This window comes from Rhodopseudomonas palustris, from assembly GCF_013415845.1.
GTDB classification, from domain to species: domain Bacteria; phylum Pseudomonadota; class Alphaproteobacteria; order Rhizobiales; family Xanthobacteraceae; genus Rhodopseudomonas; species Rhodopseudomonas palustris_F.
Map to the genome: position 1 here is coordinate 1,002,969 of NZ_CP058907.1, position 25,074 is coordinate 1,028,042.

The 25,074-nt window shown below is 65.6% G+C and carries 29 protein-coding genes; 12 read left to right on the top strand and 17 right to left on the bottom strand.

Annotated features, from left to right (window positions below):
* Positions 1–28 precede the first annotated feature (28 nt).
* Positions 29–1,027: an NAD(P)H-quinone oxidoreductase gene (locus HZF03_RS04625; protein ID WP_011156450.1), complete on the bottom strand. Its 999-nt coding sequence runs from the start codon at positions 1,025–1,027 to the stop codon at positions 29–31.
* A gap of 113 nt (positions 1,028–1,140) precedes the next feature.
* Between HZF03_RS04625 and HZF03_RS04630 the strand changes: the two genes are divergently transcribed.
* On the top strand, positions 1,141–1,332 hold the full coding sequence (locus tag HZF03_RS04630; RefSeq protein ID WP_011156451.1) for a DUF1192 domain-containing protein: 192 nt from the start codon (positions 1,141–1,143) through the stop codon (positions 1,330–1,332).
* Between the two features lie 420 nt (positions 1,333–1,752).
* A complete protein-coding gene (gene rcdA, locus HZF03_RS04635) occupies positions 1,753–2,262 on the top strand; it encodes a protease adaptor protein RcdA (protein ID WP_011156452.1) in 510 nt (169 codons plus the stop codon).
* Positions 2,263–2,483: 221 nt separating this feature from the next.
* Here rcdA and rpmE read toward each other — a convergent pair whose 3' ends face one another.
* Complete coding sequence (rpmE, locus tag HZF03_RS04640) at positions 2,484–2,711, bottom strand: 50S ribosomal protein L31 (RefSeq protein ID WP_011156453.1); 228 nt, start codon at positions 2,709–2,711, stop codon at positions 2,484–2,486.
* 197 nt (positions 2,712–2,908) lie between these two features.
* On the opposite strand from rpmE, the gene HZF03_RS04645 reads away from it, so the two are divergent.
* Positions 2,909–4,813, top strand: a complete 1,905-nt coding sequence (locus tag HZF03_RS04645) for an ABC transporter transmembrane domain-containing protein (RefSeq protein ID WP_119019240.1) — start codon at positions 2,909–2,911, stop codon at positions 4,811–4,813.
* A 143-nt stretch (positions 4,814–4,956) separates the two neighbouring features.
* On the opposite strand, the gene HZF03_RS04650 is transcribed toward HZF03_RS04645, so the two are convergent.
* The 3 genes from HZF03_RS04650 to HZF03_RS04660 all read right to left on the bottom strand — a co-directional run bounded on the left by HZF03_RS04650 (position 4,957) and on the right by HZF03_RS04660 (position 7,593).
* Positions 4,957–5,403 carry a GNAT family N-acetyltransferase gene (locus HZF03_RS04650; protein WP_119019243.1) on the bottom strand — a complete coding sequence of 149 codons (447 nt, stop codon included), beginning with the start codon at positions 5,401–5,403 and terminating at the stop codon, positions 4,957–4,959.
* Positions 5,404–5,548: 145 nt separating this feature from the next.
* On the bottom strand, positions 5,549–6,574 hold the full coding sequence (locus tag HZF03_RS04655) for a peptidoglycan -binding protein (RefSeq protein WP_119019244.1): 1,026 nt from the start codon (positions 6,572–6,574) through the stop codon (positions 5,549–5,551).
* Entirely contained in the window at positions 6,574–7,593 is a 1,020-nt protein-coding gene (locus HZF03_RS04660) for a flagellar motor protein MotA (RefSeq protein ID WP_119019245.1), read from the bottom strand. The genes HZF03_RS04655 and HZF03_RS04660 overlap by 1 nt, the downstream gene beginning before the upstream one ends.
* Before the next feature lie 179 nt (positions 7,594–7,772).
* Here HZF03_RS04660 and HZF03_RS04665 point away from each other — a divergent pair, with 179 nt between their 5' ends.
* The 4 genes from HZF03_RS04665 (at position 7,773) to HZF03_RS04680 (ending at position 10,378) form a co-directional block, all read left to right on the top strand.
* On the top strand, positions 7,773–8,600 hold the full coding sequence (locus tag HZF03_RS04665) for a DUF1295 domain-containing protein (RefSeq protein ID WP_420853845.1): 828 nt from the start codon (positions 7,773–7,775) through the stop codon (positions 8,598–8,600).
* The gene (locus tag HZF03_RS04670; RefSeq protein ID WP_119019246.1) at positions 8,597–9,622 is read left to right on the top strand and encodes an SAM-dependent methyltransferase; all 1,026 of its coding nucleotides are present in this window, start codon (positions 8,597–8,599) and stop codon (positions 9,620–9,622) included. The genes HZF03_RS04665 and HZF03_RS04670 overlap by 4 nt, the downstream gene beginning before the upstream one ends.
* A 282-nt stretch (positions 9,623–9,904) precedes the next feature.
* Complete coding sequence (locus HZF03_RS04675; protein ID WP_011156460.1) at positions 9,905–10,099, top strand: hypothetical protein; 195 nt, start codon at positions 9,905–9,907, stop codon at positions 10,097–10,099.
* Positions 10,100–10,183: 84 nt separating this feature from the next.
* Positions 10,184–10,378 carry a hypothetical protein gene (locus tag HZF03_RS04680; protein ID WP_011156461.1) on the top strand — a complete coding sequence of 65 codons (195 nt, stop codon included), beginning with the start codon at positions 10,184–10,186 and terminating at the stop codon, positions 10,376–10,378.
* Positions 10,379–10,475: 97 nt separating this feature from the next.
* Here the strand turns inward: HZF03_RS04680 and HZF03_RS04685 are convergent, their stop codons facing one another.
* Both HZF03_RS04685 and HZF03_RS04690 read right to left on the bottom strand, forming a co-directional pair.
* Positions 10,476–10,685 carry a helix-turn-helix domain-containing protein gene (locus tag HZF03_RS04685; RefSeq protein WP_011156462.1) on the bottom strand — a complete coding sequence of 70 codons (210 nt, stop codon included), beginning with the start codon at positions 10,683–10,685 and terminating at the stop codon, positions 10,476–10,478.
* 3 nt (positions 10,686–10,688) lie between these two features.
* Positions 10,689–11,264: a DUF2975 domain-containing protein gene (locus HZF03_RS04690; RefSeq protein WP_119019247.1), complete on the bottom strand. Its 576-nt coding sequence runs from the start codon at positions 11,262–11,264 to the stop codon at positions 10,689–10,691.
* 78 nt (positions 11,265–11,342) lie between these two features.
* Here HZF03_RS04690 and HZF03_RS04695 point away from each other — a divergent pair, with 78 nt between their 5' ends.
* Positions 11,343–11,921 carry a hypothetical protein gene (locus HZF03_RS04695; protein WP_119019319.1) on the top strand — a complete coding sequence of 193 codons (579 nt, stop codon included), beginning with the start codon at positions 11,343–11,345 and terminating at the stop codon, positions 11,919–11,921.
* Positions 11,922–12,146: 225 nt separating this feature from the next.
* On the opposite strand, the gene HZF03_RS04700 is transcribed toward HZF03_RS04695, so the two are convergent.
* Both HZF03_RS04700 and HZF03_RS04705 read right to left on the bottom strand, forming a co-directional pair.
* Positions 12,147–12,749 carry a UbiX family flavin prenyltransferase gene (locus HZF03_RS04700; RefSeq protein WP_119019248.1) on the bottom strand — a complete coding sequence of 201 codons (603 nt, stop codon included), beginning with the start codon at positions 12,747–12,749 and terminating at the stop codon, positions 12,147–12,149.
* Entirely contained in the window at positions 12,746–14,284 is a 1,539-nt protein-coding gene (locus tag HZF03_RS04705) for a UbiD family decarboxylase (protein ID WP_011156466.1), read from the bottom strand. Before HZF03_RS04705 ends, HZF03_RS04700 begins: the two co-directional genes overlap by 4 nt.
* A 115-nt stretch (positions 14,285–14,399) precedes the next feature.
* On the opposite strand from HZF03_RS04705, the gene ubiT reads away from it, so the two are divergent.
* From ubiT to HZF03_RS04720, 3 genes are all read left to right on the top strand, one after another.
* Positions 14,400–14,945, top strand: coding sequence for a ubiquinone anaerobic biosynthesis accessory factor UbiT (gene ubiT / locus HZF03_RS04710; protein ID WP_011156467.1), 546 nt, complete (start codon positions 14,400–14,402; stop codon positions 14,943–14,945).
* 3 nt (positions 14,946–14,948) lie between these two features.
* A complete protein-coding gene (ubiU, locus tag HZF03_RS04715; protein WP_011156468.1) occupies positions 14,949–15,926 on the top strand; it encodes a ubiquinone anaerobic biosynthesis protein UbiU in 978 nt (325 codons plus the stop codon).
* A gap of 68 nt (positions 15,927–15,994) precedes the next feature.
* Positions 15,995–16,915 (top strand): U32 family peptidase, encoded by a 921-nt coding sequence (locus tag HZF03_RS04720; RefSeq protein ID WP_119019249.1) that lies wholly within the window; start codon positions 15,995–15,997, stop codon positions 16,913–16,915.
* 487 nt (positions 16,916–17,402) lie between these two features.
* Here the strand turns inward: HZF03_RS04720 and HZF03_RS04725 are convergent, their stop codons facing one another.
* Complete coding sequence (locus HZF03_RS04725; RefSeq protein ID WP_119019250.1) at positions 17,403–18,704, bottom strand: alpha/beta hydrolase family protein; 1,302 nt, start codon at positions 18,702–18,704, stop codon at positions 17,403–17,405.
* Positions 18,705–18,785: 81 nt separating this feature from the next.
* Between HZF03_RS04725 and HZF03_RS04730 the strand changes: the two genes are divergently transcribed.
* A complete protein-coding gene (locus HZF03_RS04730; RefSeq protein WP_119019251.1) occupies positions 18,786–19,358 on the top strand; it encodes a TetR/AcrR family transcriptional regulator in 573 nt (190 codons plus the stop codon).
* A gap of 28 nt (positions 19,359–19,386) precedes the next feature.
* Here HZF03_RS04730 and HZF03_RS04735 read toward each other — a convergent pair whose 3' ends face one another.
* The 7 genes from HZF03_RS04735 to HZF03_RS04765 form a co-directional block, all read right to left on the bottom strand.
* Positions 19,387–20,175: an inositol monophosphatase family protein gene (locus HZF03_RS04735; protein WP_011156472.1), complete on the bottom strand. Its 789-nt coding sequence runs from the start codon at positions 20,173–20,175 to the stop codon at positions 19,387–19,389.
* Between the two features lie 104 nt (positions 20,176–20,279).
* Entirely contained in the window at positions 20,280–21,371 is a 1,092-nt protein-coding gene (locus tag HZF03_RS04740; RefSeq protein WP_119019252.1) for a tetratricopeptide repeat protein, read from the bottom strand.
* A 16-nt stretch (positions 21,372–21,387) separates the two neighbouring features.
* Positions 21,388–22,047 carry a thiamine phosphate synthase gene (locus tag HZF03_RS04745; protein WP_119019253.1) on the bottom strand — a complete coding sequence of 220 codons (660 nt, stop codon included), beginning with the start codon at positions 22,045–22,047 and terminating at the stop codon, positions 21,388–21,390.
* Positions 22,048–22,052: 5 nt separating this feature from the next.
* The gene (locus HZF03_RS04750) at positions 22,053–23,087 is read right to left on the bottom strand and encodes a class I fructose-bisphosphate aldolase (RefSeq protein ID WP_012494591.1); all 1,035 of its coding nucleotides are present in this window, start codon (positions 23,085–23,087) and stop codon (positions 22,053–22,055) included.
* Positions 23,088–23,141: 54 nt separating this feature from the next.
* Positions 23,142–23,465, bottom strand: a complete 324-nt coding sequence (locus HZF03_RS04755; RefSeq protein WP_011156476.1) for a type II toxin-antitoxin system PemK/MazF family toxin — start codon at positions 23,463–23,465, stop codon at positions 23,142–23,144.
* The gene (locus HZF03_RS04760; protein ID WP_119019254.1) at positions 23,462–23,746 is read right to left on the bottom strand and encodes an antitoxin MazE family protein; all 285 of its coding nucleotides are present in this window, start codon (positions 23,744–23,746) and stop codon (positions 23,462–23,464) included. Before HZF03_RS04760 ends, HZF03_RS04755 begins: the two co-directional genes overlap by 4 nt.
* Before the next feature lie 97 nt (positions 23,747–23,843).
* Positions 23,844–25,040, bottom strand: a complete 1,197-nt coding sequence (locus tag HZF03_RS04765; protein ID WP_119019255.1) for a phosphoglycerate kinase — start codon at positions 25,038–25,040, stop codon at positions 23,844–23,846.
* Positions 25,041–25,074: the final 34 nt, after the last annotated feature.

The window sequence follows — 25,074 nt, forward strand, 5'->3', positions numbered from 1 at the left end:
CTCTCGCCGGCCCCCGGGGTAGCCCCACTCACACAGTCAACACAATTTTGCCAATATGTTGGCTGGTTTCCATCCGCCGGTGAGCATCGGCGGCGTCCCGCAGCGCGAAGGTGCCGTCGATCAGCGGCTTGATCCGGCCCTGCTCGAGCAGAGGTAGCACCTTGGCTTCGATCGCCGCGACCATCGCGGCCTTATCGGCGTTGGAGCGCGGCCGCAGCGTCGAGCCGGTGTGGTGCAGCCGCTTGGTCATCAGCTTGACGAAGTTGACGTTGGCCTTGGCACCGCCAAGGAACGCGATCTGCACGATGCGGCCGTCCATCGCCGCGGCGTCGTAGTTGCGCTCGATGTAATCGCCGCCGACCATGTCGAGGATCACCTCGACGCCCTTGCCGCCAGTGGCTTCCTTCACCGCCGCGACGAAATCCTCGGTCTTGTAGTTGATGGCGCGGCTGGCGCCGAGCTTGAGGCAGGCGTCGGCTTTGTCCTGCGAGCCGACGGTGGTGATCACTTTCGATCCGAGCGCGACCGCAAGCTGGATCGCCATCGTACCGATACCGGACGAGCCGCCGTGCACCAGCAACGTTTCGCCGGGCTGCAGGCCGCCGCGCTCGAACACGTTGTGCCACACCGTCATCAGCGTCTCGGGCGTGGCGCCGGCTTCGATCATCGAATAGGCGGCCGGTACCTTCATCGCCTGCGCGTCCTGGGCGATGCAATATTCCGCGTAGCCGCCACCAGCCACCAGCGACATCACCTTGTCGCCGAGCTTGTGCCGGGAGGCGCCGTCGCCGAGCGCCACTACTTCGCCGGCGATTTCCAGGCCCGGCAGATCGCTTGCGCCGGGCGGCGGCGGATAGCTGCCGGAGCGCTGTGCCACATCGGGACGATTGACGCCGGCGGCCGCAACTTTGACCAGGATTTCCCCGGGGCCGGGCTTCGGCACGTCCCGCGTCTCGGGCAGCAGGACCTCGGGACCGCCGGGCTTGCTGATCCCAACCACGGTCATTTGCGAAGGGATCGGTTCCATGATTTTTCCTTGGCTGGCGAGGCGGGTGGGTGTCATCTGGCGAAGTAGGTTGTGATTAGACAGCCGGAGGGCGGCTGGCAACCGCAGCGGATCACGAACGGGCGAGGCACGATATGGCGATCGAAGAAGACGACAAGCCGAGGACCAAGACCAGCCACGACATCGGACAGGATTTGTCGCTGCTGTCGGTTGAAGAACTCAGCGGGCGTATCGCTTTACTGCAGGCCGAAATCGCCCGCCTCGAAACCGCGCTGACGATGAAGCGCGCGACCCGCGAAGCAGCGGATCGCATCTTCAAATCTTGAACGAAAAGTTGATAGCAGGGCGCGCCGCTGTCTCATGCTGGGACATTTGCTGGCGGCCGCGGTATGGCAAATCGACCGTAAACAAATCCGCTCATTTACGCGCGATTAAGCTTTCCCGCCTATTACTGTGGATGTCCATCTTTGGACCGAGTGGCTCCTGTCCACTCTGTTTTGACGCCTCCCTGTTATCAACTTAAAAGCCGCCGGAAACGGCGGCTCTTTTTTGGCCTCGGTATCGTCCGCAGTGCCGGCGTCACGCTTTGGTCATTGACCGCCACAATGCTGTCTCTGAAGCTGCGTTAACCTTTGCGCGCGGGTCCGCTGGACTCCACGCATAGGCGGCGTAATGATTTGTTCATCATAAGCCGGTGCGCACCTTCGCGAGCCGGCACAAGTATCCGGTAGTGTGAGGCGTTGACCATGTCTGATGTCGCGCAGGGCGAATCCGCTCTGGTGGTGCTCAGCGAACGGCTGACCAGTTCGGCAGCGTTCACTGCTCTGTTTCGGGAGGGCATGGATCTGGTCGAAGAGACCGCCGCCTATCTCGACGGCGACGGCCGCGCGGAGGCCAAGCAGCTCGACCGCGCGGTGAGCCTGAGCTACGCCACCGAAAGCATGCGCCTGACCACCCGGCTGATGCAGCTCGCCTCCTGGCTGCTGCTGCACCGGGCGGTGAAGGAAGGCGAGATGACGCTGATCCAGGCCAACCGCGAAAAGACCAAGGTCAAGCTGTCGGCCGCTGATCCGGGCGCGCCCGACGTGCTGGAACGGCTGCCGGAGCAGCTGCAGTCGCTGATCGCGCGGTCGATGAGCCTGCAAAGCCGGATCCGCCGGCTCGACTCCACCATGCACACCCCGCCGGAGCCGCCGGCGCTCGGCAACCCGCTGGTGCCGCAGCTCAATATGCTGAAGGCCGCGTTCGAGAACTGACGTCTCCGTCGTGGACCACAATTAAGGTGGACCACAATAAAAGTGGCTGTGGCCGGGCTCGCCCCGGCCATTGGCATTTTTGGGGGACCGGCTGGTTACCCCAGCGCCCAAGGCCCGCAGCGATTTGATCTGCCAACGCAAAACGCCCCGCGCGAGCGGGGCGTTTGTCGTATTGGGTCTCGAAAGAAGCGGCGAGCAGCCGGCGAAAAGCCGGCGCCGGCTCAATCCTTCTTGAGGAAGCCCGAGAACTTCTTCTGGAAGCGCGACACGCGGCCGCCGCGGTCCAGCACCTGCTGGGTGCCGCCGGTCCACGCCGGATGCGACTTCGGGTCGATGTCGAGGTTCAGCTTGTCGCCCTCTTTGCCCCAGGTCGACCGCGTCTGGTACTCGGTCCCGTCGGTCATGACGACGGTAATGGTATGATAGTCCGGGTGAATTTCGGTCTTCATGGGTGATCCCTTGCGCTCGCCGGCGCCTGCATCGCGATGATTTCGGGCGAATTTGCCGGGCTCTATATCCCAGGCGCGCCGCATGCACAAGGCACTGCACACGATCCGGTGACCGGGTTGTCCCGGATTTGCCAGCCGCGGGCATTGCGGCCTATGTGGTGCCAGCTAAAGCGTTTTCATCGATTTGGCAGTTCCGAATGACGGCACCGAATAAACCGCAGAGCTCCAACTCCGACGCGTCGGCGATCAGTTTGTCGCTGGACGCGATCGCGGCGACCGAGAACGTCGGGCCGCGCACCGGCACCTTGCGGGCCGATGCCGATCCGAGCCAGGTCGAGGAGGTCGCGGCCGTCGTCAAGCGCAGCCGGCTGAAGCCGCTGCTCTCGCTGATGCCGTATGTGGCCCGCTACCGCGGCCGCGCCACGCTGGCGCTGATCGCCCTGATCGTCGCGGCCGCCACGACCCTGGTGGTTCCTGTCGCGGTGCGTCGGCTGATCGATTTCGGCTTCAGCGCCGAAGGTGTCGAGCTGATCAACGGCTATTTCAGCGTCATGCTCGGCGTCGTGGTGGTACTCGCGGCCGCCAGCGCGGCCCGGTATTACCTGGTGATGACGATCGGCGAGCGGATCGTCGCCGACGTCCGGCGCGACGTGTTCCGGCATCTCACGGCGCTGTCGCCGGCGTTCTTCGATTCCGCCCGCAGCGGCGAGCTGATTTCGCGGCTGACCGCCGATACCACCCAAATCAAATCCGCCGTCGGCGCCTCGGTGTCGATCGCGCTGCGCAACATGCTGCTGTTCGTCGGCGCGATCTCGATGATGGTGATCTCGAGCCCGCGGCTGTCCGGCTTCGTGCTGGCGGCGATTCCGCTGATCGTGATTCCGCTGGTGGCGTTCGGGCGCTGGGTGCGGAGGCTGTCGCGCAATGCGCAGGACACGCTGGCGGACGCTTCGGCCTATGCGGCCGAACTGGTCGGCGCGATCCGTACCGTGCAGGCCTACACCAACGAACGCGTCGCCAATGCGCGGTTCGGCGGCGCGGTCGAAGAGTCCTACGAGGCGGCGCGCAGTTCGACCGGGGCGCGGGCGCTGCTCACCGCGATCATCATCTTCATCGTGTTCGCCAGCGTGGTGGCGATCCTGTGGGTCGGCTCGCACGACGTCGCCATCGGCGCCATGTCGCCGGGCCGGCTCGGCCAGTTCATTCTGTATGCGGTGTTTGCCGCCTCCAGCCTCGGCCAGCTCAGCGAAGTGTGGGGCGAAGTCTCGGCGGCCTCGGGCGCGGCCGAGCGGCTGTTCGAAATCCTGCGGGTGAAGCCCGAGATCGCCGCGCCGGCGAAGCCGAAGGCGCTGCCGATGCCGGTGCGCGGCGACGTGCTGTTCGACAATGTCAGCTTCTCCTATCCGACCCGGCCGGACTTCCTGGCGCTCGACGGCCTGTCGCTGAGCATCAAGGCCGGTGAGAAGGTCGCGATCGTCGGCCCCTCCGGCGCCGGCAAGAGCACGCTGTTTCATCTGTTGCTGCGGTTCTACGATCCGACCTCCGGCATTATTGCGCTGGACGGTGTCGCCATCAACGCCGCCGATCCGCAGGCGGTCCGCGAGCGGATCGCTCTGGTGCCGCAGGACTCGGTGGTGTTCGCCGCAACCGCGCGCGACAACATCAGCTTCGGCCGCGACGACGCCAGCGAGCTCGACGTCGAGCGCGCCGCCCAGCAGGCTCACGCCACCGAATTCATCTCGCGTCTGCCGGAAGGTTTCGACACCAAGCTCGGCGAACGCGGCGTGACGTTGTCCGGCGGCCAGCGCCAGCGGATCGCCATCGCCCGCGCGATCCTGCGCGACGCGCCGCTGCTGCTGCTGGACGAGGCGACTTCGTCGCTCGACGCTGAAAGCGAAGTGCTGGTGCAAACCGCGCTGCAGCAGCTGATGCGCGACCGCACCACGTTGGTGATCGCCCATCGGCTCGCCACCGTGCTGTCGTGCGACCGCATCGTGGTGATGGAGCACGGCCGCATCGTCGAACAGGGCACCCATGCCCAGCTCGTCGCCCGCGGCGGCCTCTACGCGCGTCTCGCGAAGCTGCAGTTCGAGGCGGCGTAGGTTCGCCTCATCAACGCCGTCATCGCCCGCGCAGGCGGGCGATCCAGTAGCCCGAGCCTTTCACTTCCAAAGCAACGCTTCGGAATACTGGATCCTCCGCATTCGCGGAGGATGACTATTGTGCTGGTTGAACTGACGACACGCTAAGCCGGCCGCCACAGCATGTTCAGCACCGGCCGGCCGGAGCTATTGAGCTCCTCGCTGGTCACTGCGAAGCCGTTGCGGCGATAGAATTTGATGGCGCGGTAGTTGTCGGCGTTGACCTTGAGGGTGACCTCGGTCGGCGAGCGCCGCTTGGCTTCGTCCACCAGCGCTTCGGCGACACCCCAGCCCCAATGCTCGGGTTCGACCACGAGCTGATCAAGATAACCGGCCGCGTCGATGGTGACGAAGCCGATGAGGGTGCGGTCCTGCTCGGCGACGATGATGGCGGCCTGCGGCACCAGCTCGGTGCGCCAGCGCTCGCGCCACCAGTCGACCCGCTTGGTGAAGTCGATCGCCGGGTAGGCGAGCTGCCAGGTCCGCAGCCACAGCGCGATAGCGGGGTCTTCGTCGGCTTCGGTGTAGGGGCGGAGGGTGAAGGTGGGCATGCTGATCAATCAAGCGCTAAGTCATTCCGGGGCGGGCGCAGCGAAGCTGCGCGCGAACCCGGAATCTGACAAGGGCGCTGGTCGAGATTCCGGGGTCGCGCTACGCGCGCCCCGGAATGACGAACTCGAGGGTGAAAAAGACGCTTCACCGCTCCGTCAGCTTCAGTTCGATCCGGCGGTTGCGCTTGTAGGCATCGTCGGTATCGGCGGTGTCGAGCGGCTGGAATTCGGCGAAGCCGGCGGCGACCAGACGCTGCGCCGGCACGCCGCGCGACATCAGATATTGCACGACTGAGATGGCGCGGGCGCTCGACAGCTCCCAGTTCGACTTGAAGCTGCCTGTGATCGGCCGCTTGTCGGTATGGCCGTCGACCCGGACCACCCAAGGCAGCTCGGCCGGGATCTTCTTGTCGAGCTCCTTCAGCGCGTCGGCGACCTTGTCGAGCTCGGCGCGGCCTTCCGGCAGCAGTAGTGCCTGGCCGGTGTCGAAGAACACTTCGGACTGGAACACGAAGCGATCGCCGACGATGCGGATGTCGGGCCGGTCGCCGAGGATGGCGCGCAGACGGCCGAAGAACTCCGAGCGGTAGCGCGACAGCTCCTGTACCCGCTGCGCCAGCGCGACGTTCAGCCGCTGGCCGAGATCGGCGATCTTGTTCTGGGACTCCTTGCCGCGCTTTTCGGATGCGTCGAGCGCCTCTTCGAGCGCGGCGAGCTGGCGGCGCAGCGCGGCGATCTGCTGGTTCAGCACCTCGACCTGCGCCAGTGCGCGCGCCGAGATCTGCTTTTCCGAATCCAGCGCTTTGTTGAGTTCGGTGGCGCGACCGGCGGCGTCGTTGCCGGCGCCGGCGAGGCCATCATACAGGCCCTTGACCCGGTCACGCTCGCTCTCGGCGGCCGACAGCCCGGCGCGCATCTGCGCGAGCTGCTCCTCCAGATTGAGCTTGCCGAGTTTTGCCAGCGACAGGATGTCGTTGAGCTGGGCGATCTTGGCGTTCAGCTCGGCCAGTGCCTTGTCCTTGCCGGTGACCTCCTGCGACAGGAAGAACTGCACCACCAGAAATACCGTGAGCAGGAACACGATGCCGAGGATCAGCGTCGACAGCGCATCGACGAAGCCCGGCCAGTAGTTGAAGCCGGACTCCTGCCGGCGGCCGCGGGCCAGCGCCATCAGCTCTTCTCCGGCTCGCGCAGGCTCTTCTCGGGCCGGTTCACCAGGGCGGACAATAGCTCCTTGATCTCGCGGTTCTGCTCGCCCTGGGCGTCCGCCCATTCGCGGATCATCTGCTGCTCGTTGCGCATGTGCCCGACCAGGCTCTGGATCGCATTGGCGAGGTTGGCCATCGCAGCGGTGGTGGCGCGGTTGGCGCCGCCATCTTCCAGCGTCAGCCGCAGCCGCTCCAGCGCGGCCTGCAGATCCGCGCTGCCGGCGAACGCGCCATCGTCCACCGAGCCGCGCACCGTCGAAGCCAGCCAGTCTTCGAGGTCGGTATAGAACCGGTTCTGCGCCTGGCTGGATTGCAGATCGAGGAAGCCGAGGACCAGCGAGCCGGCGAGGCCGAACAGCGACGACGAGAACGAAATCCCCATGCCGCCGAGCGGGGCGGCGAGGCCTTCCTTCAGCGTGTCGAACAGCGAGCCGGCGTCGCCGGTGACTTTCAGGCTGCCGATCACTCCGCCGATCGAGCTGACGGTCTCGATCAGGCCCCAGAAGGTGCCGAGCAGGCCGAGGAAGACCAACAGGCCGGTCATGTAGCGCGAGATGTCGCGCGCTTCGTCGAGCCTCGTGGCGATCGAGTCGAGCAGATGCCGCATCGTCTGCGGCGAGATCGCGATTCGGCCCGAGCGCTCGCCGCCGAGCATCGCGGCCATCGGCGCCAGCAGGCTCGGCCGCCGGTCGAGGGCGAGGCCTGGATCGCTGATGCGGAAATTGTTGACCCAGGCGACTTCGGGATACAGCCGGATCACCTGGCGGAAGGCCAGCACGATGCCGATCACCAGCACCGCGCAGATCAGGCCGTTGAGGCCCGGATTGGCCATGAAGGCAGCCAGGATCTGCTTGTACAGCACCACCACGATCAGCGCGCACAGCACCAGGAACACCAGCATCCGCACCAGGAAGATTCGCGGCGACGACAGCTTGTCGAGTTCGATCTCCATCGCCTGGCGCGGGGAAGGGCCTGAAGCCATCGTCTGTTCTGTCTCCGGTTTGCCGGAAGCGGCTGTTTCACCCAATATGGCACAGCACGGCGCGGAAGGAAGCGGTTGCGGCGGTTATCTGCCTCAGCGCGGTGCGGAACTCGAATCGAAACTCCGCTGCGGCCCAGAACGTATCTGGCATCTCAGCATGGCGGTCGAACGACGGGTGGATGATGACGGGTTTGTATCTCGGAGCGCTGGCGGGAATCGCAGTGGCGTTGGCGGTGCTGATGGCGGGCGCCTGGGTGGTGCAGCAGCGGACCGGCAATTCCGGCTGGGTCGATACCATCTGGACGTTCTCGCTCGGACTGACCGGTGCGGTGTCGTCGCTGTGGCCGATCGACGGCACCGCGCCGGACGTGAGGCAATGGCTGGTGGCGGTGCTGGTGGCGACATGGTCGCTGCGGCTCGGCTCGCACATCGCCGCCCGCACCCGGCACATCACCGACGATCCGCGCTACGCCGCCTATGCGGCGCAGTGGGGCGCCGACGCGCCGAAGCGGATGTTCTTCTTTCTGCAGAACCAGGCCTACGGCACCATCCCGCTGGTATTCGCGATCTTCGTCGCGGCGCATGCGCCGGCCGGCAGCCTGCGGCTGCAGGACTATCTCGGTGTGCTGATCCTGATCGTCGCGATCGCCGGCGAGGGGCTGTCGGATGCGCAGCTCAAGGCGTTCCGCGAAAATTCGGCCAATAAGGGCAAGGTCTGCGATGCCGGGCTGTGGCGGTGGTCGCGGCACCCGAACTACTTCTTCCAGTGGTTCGGCTGGCTGGCCTATCCGGTGATCGCGATCCCGTTCGCCGAGCCGCTGTCCTATCTGTGGGGCTACGCGGCGCTCCTGGCACCGCTGTTCATGTACTGGATCCTGGTGTACGTCACCGGCATTCCGCCGCTCGAGGAGCAGATGCTCAAATCGCGCGGCGACCGCTACCGTGACTATCAGGCCAGGACCTCGATGTTCTTTCCGCTGCCACCCCGGCGCTCCGCCACGCCATGAGCGGGCTCGCCTCGCTGATCGACATTGCCGAGCGGGTGCCGCTGCCGGACGCGGTGATCCGCGCCGGCATCCGGATGCTGTGCGCCCGCACCGCCGCCAAGATGGCGCTCGGCAACGCCGCCAGCGACGCGGCGTTCGCGCAGGCGATGGCGGCGCGCGAAGTCGCCGAGCATACTGACGCGGCGAACGCTCAGCACTACGAGGTCCCGGCTGAGTTTTTCGGCAAGGTGCTCGGGCCGCACCGCAAATACTCGTCCTGCTTCTATCGCGAGGCCGAGACCACGTTGGCGCAGGCCGAAGCGGAGGCGCTGCGGCTGACGATGGAGCATGCCGATCTGCGCGACGGCCAGGCGATCCTCGAACTCGGCTGCGGCTGGGGTTCGCTGTCGCTGGCGATGGCCGAGCGATTTCCCTATGCGCGGATCCTGTCGGTGTCGAACTCGGCGTCGCAGCGGCAGTACATCGAGGCTCAGGCCGCTGCGCGGCGACTGATGAACTTGCGCGTCGTCACCTGCGACATGAACGCGTTCGAACCGCACGACAAATTCGACCGGGTGGTCTCGGTCGAGATGTTCGAACACATGATGAACTGGCGCAAGCTGATGACCTGGATCCGCGGCTGGCTCAAGCCGGGCGGGTTGTTCTTCATGCACATCTTCAGTCATCGCCGCGGCGCTTACTTGTTCGATCGCACCGATCGCGCCGATTGGATCGCCCAGCATTTCTTCACCGGCGGGGTGATGCCGAGCCACCGGCTGATCCTGCAATACGCCGATCTGTTCAAGATCGACGAGCAATGGCGCTGGAGCGGCCGTCACTACCGGCGCACGGCCGAAGACTGGCTGGTCAATTTCGACAAGCACCGGGGCGAGATCGAAGCCATCCTTCGCCCGGTGTACGGCGACGACACCGCATTGTGGATGCGGCGCTGGCGCTGGTTCTTCCTCGCAACCTCCGGCCTGTTCGGCTACGCCGATGGCGACGAGTGGGGTGTCAGTCATTACCGCCTGAAGCCGGCCTGACTGTTCGTGCACCGGGGCGCGACGTGTTGTCGCTCTGCGCGTGCTGCAAAGCACGACGATGCGCGCGCTCGTTGTGGTGCCTCCTTCACGGCCAATTCACAACACAGTGAGCAGTAGTGTTTTCAAGCGGTTCTGGGCCCGAAAATCCCGCTTAATAAACAGCTAACTACATGGAACTAATCGCTTCTTGGTTCGTGAACCGGGCCGGCAAAATTGATCCGGCGCAATGCGGGCAGCGGTACTTTCCCTAGTTTTGCCTTCGACGAAAGCAGGAGGTGTGACGTGTTTCTGGATTCTGTCGGATCGCTCGTGTTGTTCCTGACGTGCGCCGTCGGCCCTGCGTTGATTGCGTATCTCGTCGTCGACGATCTGTGGCGTAAGGCAACTCAGCGTGCGCAACCGCAGCCCCCGGCTCCGGTGGTGACCGCCAAGCAGGCACCCGAGCGGCGTTTCGGCTGGTTCGCGTGGGCGAACTAAGTTCGGACTGAGCTTCGAGTTCAAGACGGGCGCACCCGCCGTCGAGCTTCCAGGGTGCTCATCGCAAACAGTGAGGAAAGAGCCTTGACCATTGTTGCATTGATCGCAGCGATCTACGGGCTGGTCGGCCTGATCGGTCTGGTGGCCTTGATCATCGGTGGCCGTGAGGTCGTGGCGCAGAACGCGCACTGGAAGCGCTTCGATGAAGCCCATTATTGGGACGAAGCGGCGGAAGACTGGCGGCCGCACGAACACGCCTCGCGGCCCGCGACGGCCTGATCGGACGTCGAACCGCTCGCGCCGATCGCGGCGCCAACTTGAAAATTCGAAGGCCGGCACCTGCGCCCTGCAGCTGCCGGCCTTTTCTTGTTCGCTGCTACTTGTCCTCGACGTATTCGAGAATGTCGCCGGGCTGACACTCGAGCACCGTGCAGATCCGTGACAGCGTCTCGAACCGGATGCCCTTCACCTTGCCGGATTTCAGCAACGAGACGTTCTGCTCGGTGATGCCGATCTGCTCGGCGAGCTCCTTCGAGCGCATCTTGCGCCGCGCCAGCATCACGTCGAGGTTGACTACGATCGCCATCGCCTACACGAAGCTCGCGTTCTCGTCGGCGAGCCGCGCCGCTTCGCGCATCACCGCCGCGACCGCCACCAGCACGCCGCCGACGATCACCGAGACATAGTCGTTGCTGGAGAACGTCAGCACCAGCAGACGTTGACCGGGGGGATTGCTCAGCGACAGTGCGAGCGCCAGGGCGGTCGCGGTGACGGGACCAAGCAGGCCCTGCGCCAGCACGGCGATGCCGAAGCGCTGCAGGTAGGTGGCTGCTGTGGTGGTGAAGACCTGGCCGCGCGCGAACTCTGCGAACAGCGCGCGCACATTGACCAGCCCCCACAGCATCACGGCCACCGGCACGGTGATGATGACAGCCGCCAGCGCCTGATTACCGGCGTCGAGCGGCAGCCGAGTGCCGATCTCGCCGAGCTTGGTCAGCAGCAGATTGCGGGTCCAGCTCGGGACCAGGAAGACGGCGCCGATCAGTCCCACGATCAGCACGATCCCGATCGTGCTCATCCATTCCATCGCGCGCGACAGCCGCACCAGCTTGGTGGCCGCCGGACCGGTCAGTCCGATCGAGGTGCCGGATAGTCGTGCTTGCATTGCAAGGCTCCATCATCTATTTCGAGATGAAATTATCGTAAAACGATAATTTATCATCGTCAAGATAGGATGAGCGTCATGTGCTTCCCCGCCTCGTTCAGATTTGCTGCCGCCGCCATGGCGCTCGGTGCCCTGACTGCCTGCAGCTCCGTTCCGATCACCTCGATGGTCAAGCTGGTGCGTACCGATCTGGCAGCAACTGATCCGGCGGTGCTGCGCATTGCCGTGCGGTTGCCGCAAGGGCTGCGGCCGCGCCGCGTGACCCTGCGCGTCACTGTCGCGGTGGGCGCAGAGAAACGCGAGCAGGCGTTCGTGCTGGCCGATCTGGACGATCCCGGCGAACTGTTGTCGCTGAAAGACGAAGTGACGAACGACACCATGATCTACGCGTTCCGGATCGCGCCCGAGGACGTGCCGCGTCTGCTCGCGGTCCGCGACCAGATGGCGGCCCATAAGGCGAAGGGCGAGCGTGGCTCGCTGACCATCGGGGTCGGCGCCGAAGCGTGCCGCATCGGCACGCTGCCGGCCAAAACGCTGATCACGACGTATCTGAAGACCGAACGCGCCGGCGACTTCTTCCCGCTGACGCGCGACGTCGATCTGCGCAAGGACGTGCCGAAAGAGGCTGTGCCCGAGCGCATTCCGCTGTGTAACTAAAGGGTCAGTTCTTCACCTCTCCCCGCGCGCGGGGTGAGGTCGGCCCGGATGAGCGTAGCGAAGCCGGGCCGGGTGAGGGGCGTCTCCACGAGTTCGAGCGTCTCGAACTGTTCGTGCGTAGTTGTCGTGATCGCCGCCGCGCTCGGCCGCTTGGAAACGCCCCCTCATCCCACTCTTCTCCCAGCGCGCGGGGAGAAGGAGTAGGCAGTGCATCGAAGGAGCGGCTCAGGGCTTCGGGCAGGTCGGCGGGGTATCGTCGGACCATTCGGGGGCCGACAATTCCAGATCGTTTAGGCCGAGCAAGCCGATCGCGCGCAGGGCCATGTGGTCGATCATTTCCGAGATCGAGCGCGGCCGCTGATAGAACGCCGGCGACAGCGGCGCCACGATGGCGCCGATCTCGGTTGCCTGCGCCATGCTGCGGATATGGCCGAGATGCAGCGGTGTTTCGCGCAGCATCAGCACCAGCCGGCGTCGCTCCTTGAGCTGCACGTCGGCGGCGCGCACCAGCAGATTGTCGAGATCGCCATGGGCGATCGCCGACAGCGTGCGGATCGAGCACGGCGCCACGATCATGCCGGAGGTGCGGAACGAGCCGGAGGCGATGCAGGCGCCGACATCTTCGATCTTATGGAAGCGATGCACCAGGTCGGCGGCGTGATCGAGCGCGTTCGGCCCGGCCTCGTAGGCGATGGTCCGCCGTGCGGCCTTCGACACTACCAGATGCACTTCGCAATCGACCGAGGCCAGCAGTTCGACCACCCGCAGCCCCACCGCGGCGCCCGAGGCGCCGCTGATGCCGACCACGATGCGGTGCTGCGTGCTCATCGGATCAGCCGGCGTTGCCCGGCCGCCGGTTGATGTTCCGGCGACAGTCCGAGGCTGGTCCACATCGCATCGACCCGTGCGATCACGTCCTTGTCCATCTCCAGCACCTTGCCCCACTCGCGCTCGGTCTCGGTGCCGATCTTGTTGGTGGCGTCGATGCCGAGCTTACCGCCGAGTCCGGATTTCGGCGAGGCGAAGTCGAGATAATCGATCGGGGTGTCGCTGATCGACACCATGTCGCGCGAGGTGTCGCAGCGTGTCGACACCGCCCACATCACGTCGGCCCAGTCGCGGACATCGACGTCGTCGTCGACGATGATCAGGAGCTTGGTATAGCTGAACTGCGGCAGCATCGACCACAGCCCCATCATCAGCCGGCGCGCCTGGCCGGGATAGCGTTTCTTGATCGAGGCGACGGCGATACGGTACGAGCACGCTTCCGGCGGCAGCCACAGATCGACGATCTCGGGGAATTGCCGCCGCGCGACCGGAAGAAACACGTCGTTGAACGCCTCGCCAAGTCGCGATGGCTCATCCGGCGGCCGTCCCGTATAGGTCGACAGATAGATCGGGTGGCGCCGCATGGTGATCGCGGTGATCCGCATCACCGGGAATTCCTCGACCGCGTTGTAATAGCCGGTGTGGTCGCCATATGGCCCCTCCGGCGCGGTCTCGGTCGGTGACACGAAGCCTTCCAGCACGATCTCGGCATCGGCCGGCACGCTGATCGGAATGGTCTGGCACGGCGTCAGGCTCGGACGCTCGCCGCCGAGCAGGCCGGCGAATTTGATTTCCGACACCGTCTCCGGTAGCGGCAGCACCGCGGAGAGAATCATCGACGGATCGGCGCCGATCACAATCGCGACCGGCATCTCGCGCTTGTCGGCCTTCCACTGGTGGTGGTGCTTGGCGCCGCCGCGATGCGCCAGCCAGCGCATGATGAGGCGATCCTTGCCCAGCACCTGCATCCGGTAGACGCCGACATTGTCGGTGCCGTGTGCGCCGGGCGGCGGCTTGGTGAAGACGAGGCCCCAGGTGATCAGCGGTGCCGGTTCGCCTGGCCAGGGGATCTGCACCGGCAGCCGGCCGAGATCGACCGCGTCGCCGGTCAGCACCACTTCCTGCACCGGCGCCGATTTCGCCAGCTTCGGTCGCATCGCCAGCGCGGCCTTGGCCATCGGCAGCTTGCTCAAAGCGTCGGTCAGGCTCTGCGGCGGTGCCGGCTCGCGCATTTCGGCGAGCGCCTCGCCGAGCCGCGACAGGTTTTCCGGCAGGATGCCGAGGCCCCAGGCCACCCGTTCGACGGTGCCGAACAGATTGACCAGGATCGGCATCTCGGACGGCGTGCCGTCGGCCTTGATCGGGTTTTCGATCAGGAGTGCCGGGCCACCGGCATGCAGCACACGACGATGGATTTCTGTGAGGTCATGGACCACCGACACCGGCTTGCGGATGCGGTGCAACTGTCCGCGTGATTCGAGATAGCCACTAAATGCACGCAGATCAGGGAAGGGCGGTTTGACGCGGCTCAGCATGGTGTCTCCCTGCGGACAACACTGGTCAGCACTTGCCATCGACCCTGTCTTTGATCAGGCGCAAAGAAGTACCGTCGGGGCCGGGCTACGCGAACTGTTCACGATAAGGTGGCCCATGTCGGTATCCAATTCGTCCGTCTCCAGGATGCCCGCGCCGCTTGCCCTCGCGACGCGGGTGTTGCCGCTGTTGCCACTGCAGGTGTTGCTCGGAATCTGCTTGCGCGAAATTCGCGCGCGCCATCCCCGGATCTTCGATCGCCTCGGTCCGCACACCGGCAAGCGATACGGCCTCGCGCCGACCGATCTGCCGATCGCGTTCGTGCTCGAGCCGCGCCGGATGAATCCGCGGGTTACGGTGGTGCGTACGCTGCCTACCAACATCCACGCGCGGATCGCGGGGCCGCTGTCGGCGCTGATCGGTATGACCGACGGCTCCTATGACGGCGACGCGCTGTTCTTCTCGCGCGACATCGAAATCGACGGCGACATGGAAGCGGTGGTCGCGCTGCGCAATGCGATCGACGATTCCCGCGTCGACTTCCTGAAAGAGTCGGTGGCGTGGTTCGGCCCGCTGGCGGCGCCGATCGAACGGATCTTGCGCAGCCTGGTCGGCGCGCAGCCCGGTTATCGCGAAGAGCTGGGTGTCGGAGGCGGAGGTTAGAGCATGGAACTGATCTGTCCCGCTGGTACGCCGGCAGCGCTGCACGATGCCGTCGCCGCAGGCGCCGATGCGATCTATTGTGGTTTCAACGACGAAACCAACGCGCGCAACTTCCCGGGGCTGAACTTCAGCCGCGAGGAGATGCGTGAGTCGATCGCGCACGCGCATCGCTACGGCACCAAGGTGCTGGTGGCGATCAACACCTTCGCCCGCGCCGGCAATGTCGAGCTGTGGCAGCGCGCGGTCGACGACGCGGTCGAAGCCGAGGCCGACGCGCTGATCCTCGCCGACGTCGGCGTGATGGATTACTGCGCCAAGACCCATCCGGAGCAGCGGTTGCACGTCTCGGTGCAGGCGGCTGCCGCGAATCCGGATTCGATCCGGTTCTATGTCGACAGCTTCAACGCGCAGCGCGTGGTGCTGCCGCGCGTGCTCAGCGTGCAGGAAATCGCCGCGATCACCAAAGAGGTGAAGGTCGAGACCGAGGTCTTCATCTTCGGCGGCCTGTGCGTGATGGAGGAGGGCCGCTGCTCGCTGTCGTCCTACGCCACCGGCAAGTCGCCGAACATGGACGGCGTGTGTTCGCCGGCCGCCTCGATCCAGTATCGCGAGCAGAACGGCTCGCTGGTGTCGCGGCTCGGTGAGTTCACCATCAACAAGTTCGCCAAGGGCGAGGCTGCGGCGTATCCGACGCTGTGCAAGGGCCGCTACCAGACCGACGAAGGCTGCGGCTATCTGTTCGAAGACCCGGCCAGCCTCGATGCCACCACGATGCTGCCGGACCTGCGCGCCGCCGGCGTCGCGGCGCTGAAGATCGAAGGCCGCCAGCGCGGCCGGGCCTATATCGAGCGGGTGGTGAAGACGTTCAAGGACGTGCTCGCCGCGCTCGATGACGGACGGCCGCTGCCGGTCGACGCACTGCGCGGCCTGACCGAAGGCCAATCCACCACCACCGGCGCCTACAAGAAGACCTGGCGCTGACAGCGTGGCGCCGACGCCCGTCGGCGCCGAGTGATTTTTCGCGAACCACCCACAGCGAGGCTACTCCCATGCAACTCACGCTTGGACCGGTGCTGTTCAACTGGAAGCCGGAAGAGTGGCGCGACTTCTATTTCCGCATCGCCGACGAAGCGCCGGTCGACACCGTCGTGGTCGGCGAGGTGGTGTGCTCGAAGCGCCAGCCGTTCCTCGAGGAGCACATCCCGGCGGTGGTCGAACGCCTCGCCGGCGCCGGCAAGAAGGTGCTGATGGGCTCGCTGGTGCTGATGTCGCTGCCGCGCGAGCGCAAGGCGATGGGCGAGCTCGCCGCCGACGACGGCTTCATGATGGAGGTCAATGACCTCTCCTGCCTCGGCATGCTCGGCGGCAGGGCGCACGCGATCGGTCCGTTCGTGAACATCTACAACGAGTCGACTGCGGCGTATTTCGCCTCGCGCGGCGCCGACCGCATCTGCCTGCCGCCGGAGCTGCCGCTGTCGGCGATCCGCAGCATCGCCAAGTCGCTGCCCGACGTGTCGTTCGAGGTGTTCTCGTTCGGCCGCGTGCCGCTGGCGATCTCGGCGCGCTGCTATCACGCCCGGCTCAACAAGCTGACGAAGGACAACTGCAAGTTCGTCTGCGAGCAGGACCCCGACGGTCTTGCCGTGACCACGCTCGATGACGAGCCGTTCCTGGCGATGAACGGCGTGCAGACGCTGTCCTACACCTGCGCCAGCCTGCTTGGCGACATCGACAAGCTCAAGGACGCCGGCGTCTCCTCGATGCGGCTGTCGCCGCAGCAGTGTGACATGGTGGCGGTCGCCAAGCTGTATCGCGAGGTGATCGACGGCAAGATCGCCGTCGCCGAAGGCGGGCAGAAGCTCGATCAGCTCTACCCTCTGAAGAAGTCCAACGGCTTCCTGTTCTCGAAGCCGGGCGCCGCGTTCGTGACTGACAGCGGCGACGTGCGGCGGATCGTGCCCGCCGCGTAAGCGCGGCGATTATTTGAAGCTCGGCGCCTCTCTACACAAACAACCGTCACCCTCCGCGCAAGCGGAGGGCCCAGTGCGGCCGTGCGCTGATCATTGAAGCAAAGCTCTGGATACTGGATCGCTCGTCTGCGCGGGCGATGGCGGCCGATTGTGTGGCATCGAGTGGCAATGCGGATCACCACTCGGTCCCGTCATGCGCAGGCTCGACCCGCCTGCGGGGCCGAAGCCCCTTCGGCGTGGCGAAGGCCCGCGCATCCATCCCGCGCGTGAGCGCGTGCGCAACAGCTTCATTTGAAGAAGATGGATCGCCGGGTCCAGCCCGGCGATGACGGCTTGCTTGGTTCGAAGAGGGAGCGTGCTCTCAGCCCGTTACGTCAGCGGCTTCAATATTCTGCACCTCGCCGCCGCCAAGGTCATCGACCATGGTGGGTACGCCGGATGTCGCCGGCGACGTTAATCCCGGGGCGCTCAGCCGGGCCAATTGCCGCTAGCCGAGCGTCTCGTCGAGCCAATCGAAGATTCGGGCGAAAGCCAATCGGTTGGCTCCGACTTGGCAATGCGCGCCGGCGCCTTCCGCCGTCGTGAAACGGATCAGGGTCTTACGACAGGTCAGGTGATCGTACAGTTGCTGGGGCTGTTGTGTGAAGAACAGATCTGCCTCGGCGTCGCAAACCAGCGTCGGGCAAGTGATCGCCTCCGCCACCCCATTGCGAAGATTGTAGTCGAGCATCTTAGCTAGGAAAGCGCGTGGTGACGCGGCGCCGGTCGACCACATCCCGTGCTCGTAGGCCCAGCGGAAAGTCGTCGACGTCTTCATTTGCTGCGCCAGCATCTGATCGATCGCCGGCGCTTGATCCGCTTTCAAACCCGACAGGAAGCCTTCGAGTTTTTCAGGCGGAACGTTCGCTTTGAAGGTGGCGGAAAAATCGTAGACGCCGTCATTGGCAATCAGAGCCGCAAGGCGCTTCTCGTAGGCGGCCGCCCGCGGGGCCAATAGCCCGCCCAGGCTGATTCCCATCAGCGCCAAGCGTTTCGGATCGACGTCGGGCCGCGTCAGCGCGAAATCGACCACCGGACCGACCGCATTTTCCCAGTCCGGCCTGAAGACGAGGCCGTCGCGATGCAGCGGGCCATATTGGCCGGGGCCGTCAAAAGCCAGGACATTATAGCCGCGTTCGACTGCCGCGCGTGCGCCGAACACATGCATCTCTTCAGCTGAACCGTCGAAGCCGGTATGCAGGATCAGAGTTGGACGCCGGCCAGGGCGGCCGGCTGAGTGGAAATAGCCGGGCAGCGTGCCGGTCCCGTATGGGATTTCGACGGGTTCGATGGCCGGTTCGTGCATCCTGGCGGCTTGGCCGTAGCATTCCACCGACCGCTTATAAGCCCGCAAAACCCTGGCGTCGTGCGGGCTTCCGTGCAGGAAGAAATCGGAGCACTGGTAGTAGGTCGCCGCGCGCAACAGACCATCTCGCGCGCTGACCCGATGGCCCCGCGCCAACTGTCTGGACGCTTCCTCTGCAACACGGTCTGCGGTCGCGTTCCATGCTGCGTACCAGCTATCCACGTCGCCAGCTTGGATGCTGTTGGCCGTCGCCAGAACTTCGCCAAATGATGAGCCGCCGTATTCTCCGGCTCCGATCGCTCGCAGCGTCTCGTACCAGAACTGATTATCGCTGGGAAACAGCAGCCGATCGACCGGAGGCGAGCCTGCCGCCGCTGGCGCTTGGCCAGCGTTGGTGAACAGAGTTGCAAGTGAAGTCGCGGCGAGAAAGAAACGACGATCCATGGGGAATGCTCCTGTAACGAGCCACCATGATAGGCGCCGAGGAGCGTTATTGCAAAATTTTTTGCGTTAAGGACTGTCGCGATGCAGCGTAATTCTCCTAAATCCCGACCTGGCGGTCGCGCGGCGCGGACAAAAACTGCTACGTTTCAAGCAGTTGCGGAGCTCGTCGCGGAAAAGGGACATGGGGCGGTAAGCATGACCGACGTGGCCGAGCGAGCCGGAGTCGCGGCGACGAGCCTCTATCGGCGCTGGGGAGACATCGGCTCGCTGATCCGCGAGGTCGCGGTCGAGCAGTTGATGCGCGACTATCCCATTCCCGACACGGGATCGATCGAGGGCGATCTCCGCCAGTGGGCGCGATCGATCGCTTTGACCTTAAGCCGGCCCGAAGGTTCGTCTTTCTTTCGCGCCTTCGTCGCCACCGCCACGCCGACACATGCCGGGACCGTGGCGCCGCCGGAAGCGTTGGCACGGCGGATCGAGCAGATTGAGCAGATGCTGGCGCGCGCGAATGCCCGCGGCGAACGCGCGCTCGCCGTCGATGACGTCATCGACTTTCTGCTCGCCCCGCTGTTCGTGCGCGCGCTTTTCGGCACGCCGCTCGACGAGGAAGCGGCCGAGGCTCTAGCCGAAAGGTTGCTGAAGAGATGGTGATGCAGAAGGAGGGCTGATCACGAGCCTCTCAGCTCAGCGGCTTCAGGATCCGCGCGAGTTCGGCGTGGATGGTTTCGTTGCCGCAGACGATGTCGCCGGTCTTGAGAACGTCGCCGCCGTTGATGTCGCCGACGGTGCCGCCGGCTTCGCGGATCATCACGATGCCGGCTGCGATGTCCCACGGCGACAGGTTGCGTTCCCAGAAGCCGTCGAAGCGGCCGGCCGCGACCGCGCCGAGGTCGAGCGAGGCGGTACCGAACCGGCGCAGGCCGGCGACCTTCGGCTGCAGGGCGGCCATCTCGCGCTGGTTCTGCGCGAAGTCACCGCGGCCGATATGCGGCAGGCCGCAGCCGATGACGCAGTCGTGGAGTTCACGGCGATTGGCGACGCGCAGGCGGGTGTCGTTGAGGAAGGCGCCCTTGCCGCGCTCGGCGATGTACAGCTCCTCATTGGCAGGATTGTAGATCACGCCAGCGATCATCGTGCCCTCGCGCTCGAGCCCGATCGAGATCGCGAAATGCGGGATGCCGTGCAGGAAGTTGGTGGTGCCGTCGAGCGGATCGACGATCCAGCGGTGGCTCTTGTCGGCGCCTTCGCGCACGCCGCCTTCCTCGCCGAGGAAGCCGTAGCCCGGCCGGGCTTTCGACAGGTCCTCGTACAGCATCTCCTCGGCGCGCTTGTCGGCGCGCGACACGAAGTTTGCCGGGCCCTTCAGCGACACCTGGAGATTCTCGATCTCGCCGAAGTCGCGCTTGAGGCTGCGGCCGGCGCGGCGCGCCGCCTTGACCATGACGTTGATGAGGGCGGAATGGATCATGGTCTGGTCTCGTGACGACCTGCGAATGGTCTGGTCGGGAAGGGGATGTGTGGGGTTTGCGGCCGCAAGGGGTGCCCTTTGCGGCGGGCGGCGTCAACCCCGGATCATTTGCCGCCGCCGATCCAGGTCCGCGCCGCCTCTTCGGCCTTGGCGCGATCCTCGGCCGACATCTGGGCCAGCGTCTGGTCGAGCTGCAGATCGCCCTTGCCGGCGGTCTTGGCGACCAGGTGCCATTTCATCGCCTCGTTGATGTCGCGCGGCGCGCCCTGGCCGGAGACCAGCACATGGGCGAGGCGGTTCTGGGCGATCGGGTTGTTGGCCCGCGCCGCCTTGCGCAGCAGCGCAACGGCGGCCGGCTCGTTCTTCGGGGTGCCGGTGCCGTTGTACAGCGCGATGGCGTATTCGACCTGGGCCGGGACGTTGCCGGCGAGCGCGGCGGCCTGCAGCAACCGCACCGACTGCTCGATGCTCTTGGTTACCCCTGTACCTTCCTTGTAGAAGGTCGCCAGCGCGTATTGGGCTTCCGGGTTGCCGGCATCGGCGGCCATCCGCAGCAGTTCGGCAGCGCGCTTGACGTCCTGCGGGAAGGTCTGGCCGTCGAGATAGAGCAGCGCCAGATTATAGGCTGCCTTCGGCTCGCCAAGCTTGGCAGCCTGCGCCAGCCATTTGGCGGCTTCCTCGCGGTTCGGCGGGCCGCCGCGGCCGCCCATCCGGGCCATGGCGAGGGCAAACATCGCCTCGCGGTCGCCGAGATCGGCCGCTCGCGAGTACCACTCCGCCGCCTTCTTGTAGTCGCGCTTCACGCCGAGGGCATTGGCATAGAGCTCGCCCAGCATGGTCATGGCCTTGGCGTCGTTGTCGGCGGCGCGCTTCTGCGCCAGTTCGAACGCGGTCTTGTAGAAGCCGCGCTGATAGGCGCCGTACACCAGGTCGACGTTGGGATCTTCGGCCGTGGCCGCGCCGCCCTCGGGGGCGGCCTTAGCGTCGGGTTTGTCTCCCGGCTTCTTGGCCTTGTCCTTCGCCTCGGTGGCGGGTGCCTTAGCCGGAGCCGGCGGCCTGGGCTTCGGCTTTTCCGGCTCCAGCGGCTTCGGGAATGGGTTGGGGCCAGACGGCGGCGACAGCGAAACTTGCGCCGCCGCGCCGGTGGCAAGCAGCAGTGAAGCCGCAACAATCGCGAACGCGCGCAGCGCCTTCATCGTCGAATCCAATGTGTCATTGCCGGGGGGCGGCAGCGAAGCCTTGACGTAGCGCTTCGCCGGCGTCCGCCAGCGCGGCCGTGGGATCGTCGGCGCCCCAGATGAAGTCGCCCACCAGCACGAAATCGGCACCTGCTGTGGCGAATTGATGGACTTCCTCGCGGCTGGTCGCATAGCCGACGCATGGCGGCTCGAACAGCTCGGCCCACCAGTCCAGCCGCTCGGCGATCGCCTCCGGCGACGGCCGGGTTCCATCGGCGCCGGGTTCGCCGAACAGCACGTAATCGGCGCCGGCTTCGCCGGCGATCATCGAATCATGGCGGGTTTCCAGCCCGCCGACGCCGGCGATCCGGGACGGCTGCAACTGCGGCAGCCATTCCTGCATCGCCTTGATGCCTGACAGATGCGCGCCGTCGGCGCCGCCGCGGGCCACCAGGTCGGCGTGGCCGTCGACCAGGAGCGCCGCGCCGCCTGCCTGCACCACTGGTGCCACCGCCTTGATCCGCGACGTCAGGGTCCGCGGATCGGACGACTCCAGCCGTAGCAGTACCGCCGCGATATCGGCAGCGGCGAGCAGCTTCGGCAGAGCCGCGGCCAGGGCGGCGGGATCGGCAGTCACCGGCGTCGCCAGATACAGGCGCGGCGCCGGACGCGATGGAGCAGGCTTGGCGTTCATACGGCTCAGGCGGCCTTCTTGGTTTCGAGCTCGGCGCTCCACTCGCCCTTGGCGGCGAGCGAGTTCATCCGGGCCCGGTGGGTGAACGCGGCCTGGCCGGCCGCGACGTTCTCGGCCTTGCCCGACCACGCCTTCTGCGGCGCGGCCTGCAGGGCACGGCCGTACGAGAAGGTGAGGCCCCAGGGCAGGCCACCGATCTTGTTCATGGCATCGAGGTGGGCCGTCGCTTCTTCGTCCGACTGGCCGCCGGACAGGAAGGCGATGCCCGGCACCGCCGACGGCACGCAGGCCTTCAGCAGCTTCACGGTCTTCTCGGCGACTTCCTGCACCGACGCCTTCTTAGCCGATTTCTTGCCGGGGACAGCCATGTTCGGCTTCAGGATCATGCCTTCAAGGGCGACGCGCTGGAAGTACAGTTGCTGGAAGGTTTCCTTCAGCACCCATTCGGTGATGCTGTAGCAGGTGTCGATGTCGTGGGCGCCGTCCATCAGCACCTCCGGCTCGACGATCGGCACGATCTGGGCCTGCTGGCACAGCGCCGCGTAGCGCGCCAGCGCGTGGGCGTTGGTCATGATCGCGGTGTGGCTCGGAACGCCACGGGCAGTGTCGATGTCGATCACCGCGCGCCACTTCGCGAACCGGGCACCCTGCTTGTAGTATTTGGCGAGCCGCTCGGCGAGCTTGTCGAGGCCGACCGTGATGGTTTCGCCCGGGCAGTTCGGCAGCGGCTGAGTGCCCTCGTCGACCTTGATGCCCGGAATGCTGCCGGCCTGCTCGATCAGCTTCACCAGCGGGGTGCCGTCGGCGGCGTTCTGCCAGATCGTCTCGTCGTACAGGATCACGCCGGAGACGTAGTCGCTCATCGCTTCCTTGGAGCGGAACAGCATCTCGCGATAGTCGCGGCGGTTGGTCTCGGTCGACTCCACCCCGATGACGTCGAACCGCTTCTTGATCGTCCCCGAGGACTCGTCGGCGGCGAGAATGCCTTTGCCGGGCGCGACCATGGCGCGAGCGATCTGGTTCAAGTCAGCGAGGTTCATCGCGTCTCTCCTTTGGCTGTTCTTGTTGGTTTGGGAAGCCGTTCGGACAGGGTCTTAGACAATGCCGAGGAAGATGGCGAGGGCGCGATTGACCGCGGCCATGTCGTCGGTGGAGAGGGAACCGATCACCGGGCCGACTTTCCGTCGTGCCAGCGAACCGATCTTTTCAATCATGATGCTGGAAGGGCTTCGCAGTCCATTTTCCTTCGTCGGCAAGACCAGGATACGCGTTCGCCGAGTGTCCAGCAGATGCGAAGTCAGCGGCAGGACGGTTACCGACGCAAGGTCGTCAAAACCATCAGACTGAATGACTAAAGCCGGCCGGGGCTTTCCGTAGTCTCCTGAAAACGCGACGGTGACCAGATCGCCGCGCTTCATGCTTTCCAATCACCGAAATCGGCCAGTTCCCACATGCCTTCCAGCACGATTTCGCTTTCGGGATCGGCGTTGATGAGTTCGCACTCTCGCCGGATCTCGGCCTTGTATTCCGGAGAGTTGTAGTCCTCCGGAACCCAGATCGTGACTGGCTTCAGGCCCATGGCCTTCATCTTTTCGCGGTGACGGCGGACCCGTTCGGCGCTGGCGCTGCGGGGCTTCGAGGCTCCACCGGAAGCGGCAGGGCGCTTGCCCTTGGCTGGCTTGTCGACCGGCTTGTCCATCGCAGGCCTCCTCCGACCGGAGCGTTACATGTAACGCAAGATAGGCTCCGGTGGAGGCGGTCGCAAGCCGGCGCCGCGGGGGCGCCGGCAGTAGGGATCACTTGACCTGGAGCACTTCGACGCCCGGCAGCGGCTTGCCTTCCATCCATTCCAGGAAGGCGCCGCCGGCGGTCGAGATGTAGGTGAAGTCGTCGGCGACGCCGGCATGGTTGAGCGCCGCGACGGTGTCGCCGCCGCCGGCGACCGACACCAGCTTGCCGGCCTTGGTGCGCTTGGCGGCATGTTTGGCGGCTTCGACCGTGCCCTTGTCGAACGGCGTCAGCTCGAAGGCGCCGACCGGGCCGTTCCACACCAGGGTCGCGGCATCGTCGATCGCGGCGTGAATGCGCTCGATCGAACGCGGGCCGACGTCGAGGATCATGGCATCGTCCGGGATGGCGTCGAGCCCGTAGGCGAACGACGGCGCATTGGCCTCGAAGTGATAGGCGACGGTGGCGTCGACCGGCAGGATGATGGCGCAGTTGGCGGCCTCGGCCTTGTCGAGGATGCGCAGCGCGGTCGGGGCCAGGTCCTTCTCGCACAGCGACTTGCCGACCTTGACGCCCTGGGCGTGCAGGAAGGTGTTGGCCATGCCGCCGCCGATCACCAGCGCCTGCACCTTGGTGACCAGGTTTTCGAGCAGGTCGATCTTGGTCGACACCTTGGCGCCGCCGACGATCGCGATCACCGGCTTCACCGGCGCTTCCAGCGCCTTGTTCAGCGCGACCAATTCGGCCTGCATGGTGCGGCCCGCGTAAGCCGGCAGCTTGTGGCCGAGGCCTTCGGTGGTGGCGTGGGCGCGGTGCGCGGCCGAGAACGCGTCGTTGACCCAGATGTCGCCGAGCTCGGCGAGCTTGGCGACGAACGCCGGATCGTTCTTCTCTTCCTCGGGATGGAAGCGGGTGTTTTCCAGGCACAGGATGTCGCCGTCGGCCATCGCGGCGATCGCCTTGGCGGCGGGCTCGCCGATGCAGTCGTCAGCGAAGCCGACCGGCTTCTTGATGACGTCGGCCAGCGCAGCAGCGACCGGCTTGAGCGAGTTCTTGTCGTCGCGGCCCTTCGGCCGGCCGAAATGCGCCAGCAGGATCACCTTGGCGCCCTTGCCCGACAGCTCGGTGATGGTCGGCATCACGCGTTCGAGCCGGGTGGTGTCGGTCACCTTGCCGGCGTCCATCGGCACGTTGAGATCGACGCGCAGCAGCACGCGCTTGCCCTTCAAATCGACGTCGTCGAGGGTGCGGAATGTCTTTGTCATGATGAACCCGGTGCCTTGGGTGTCATCCTTCGAG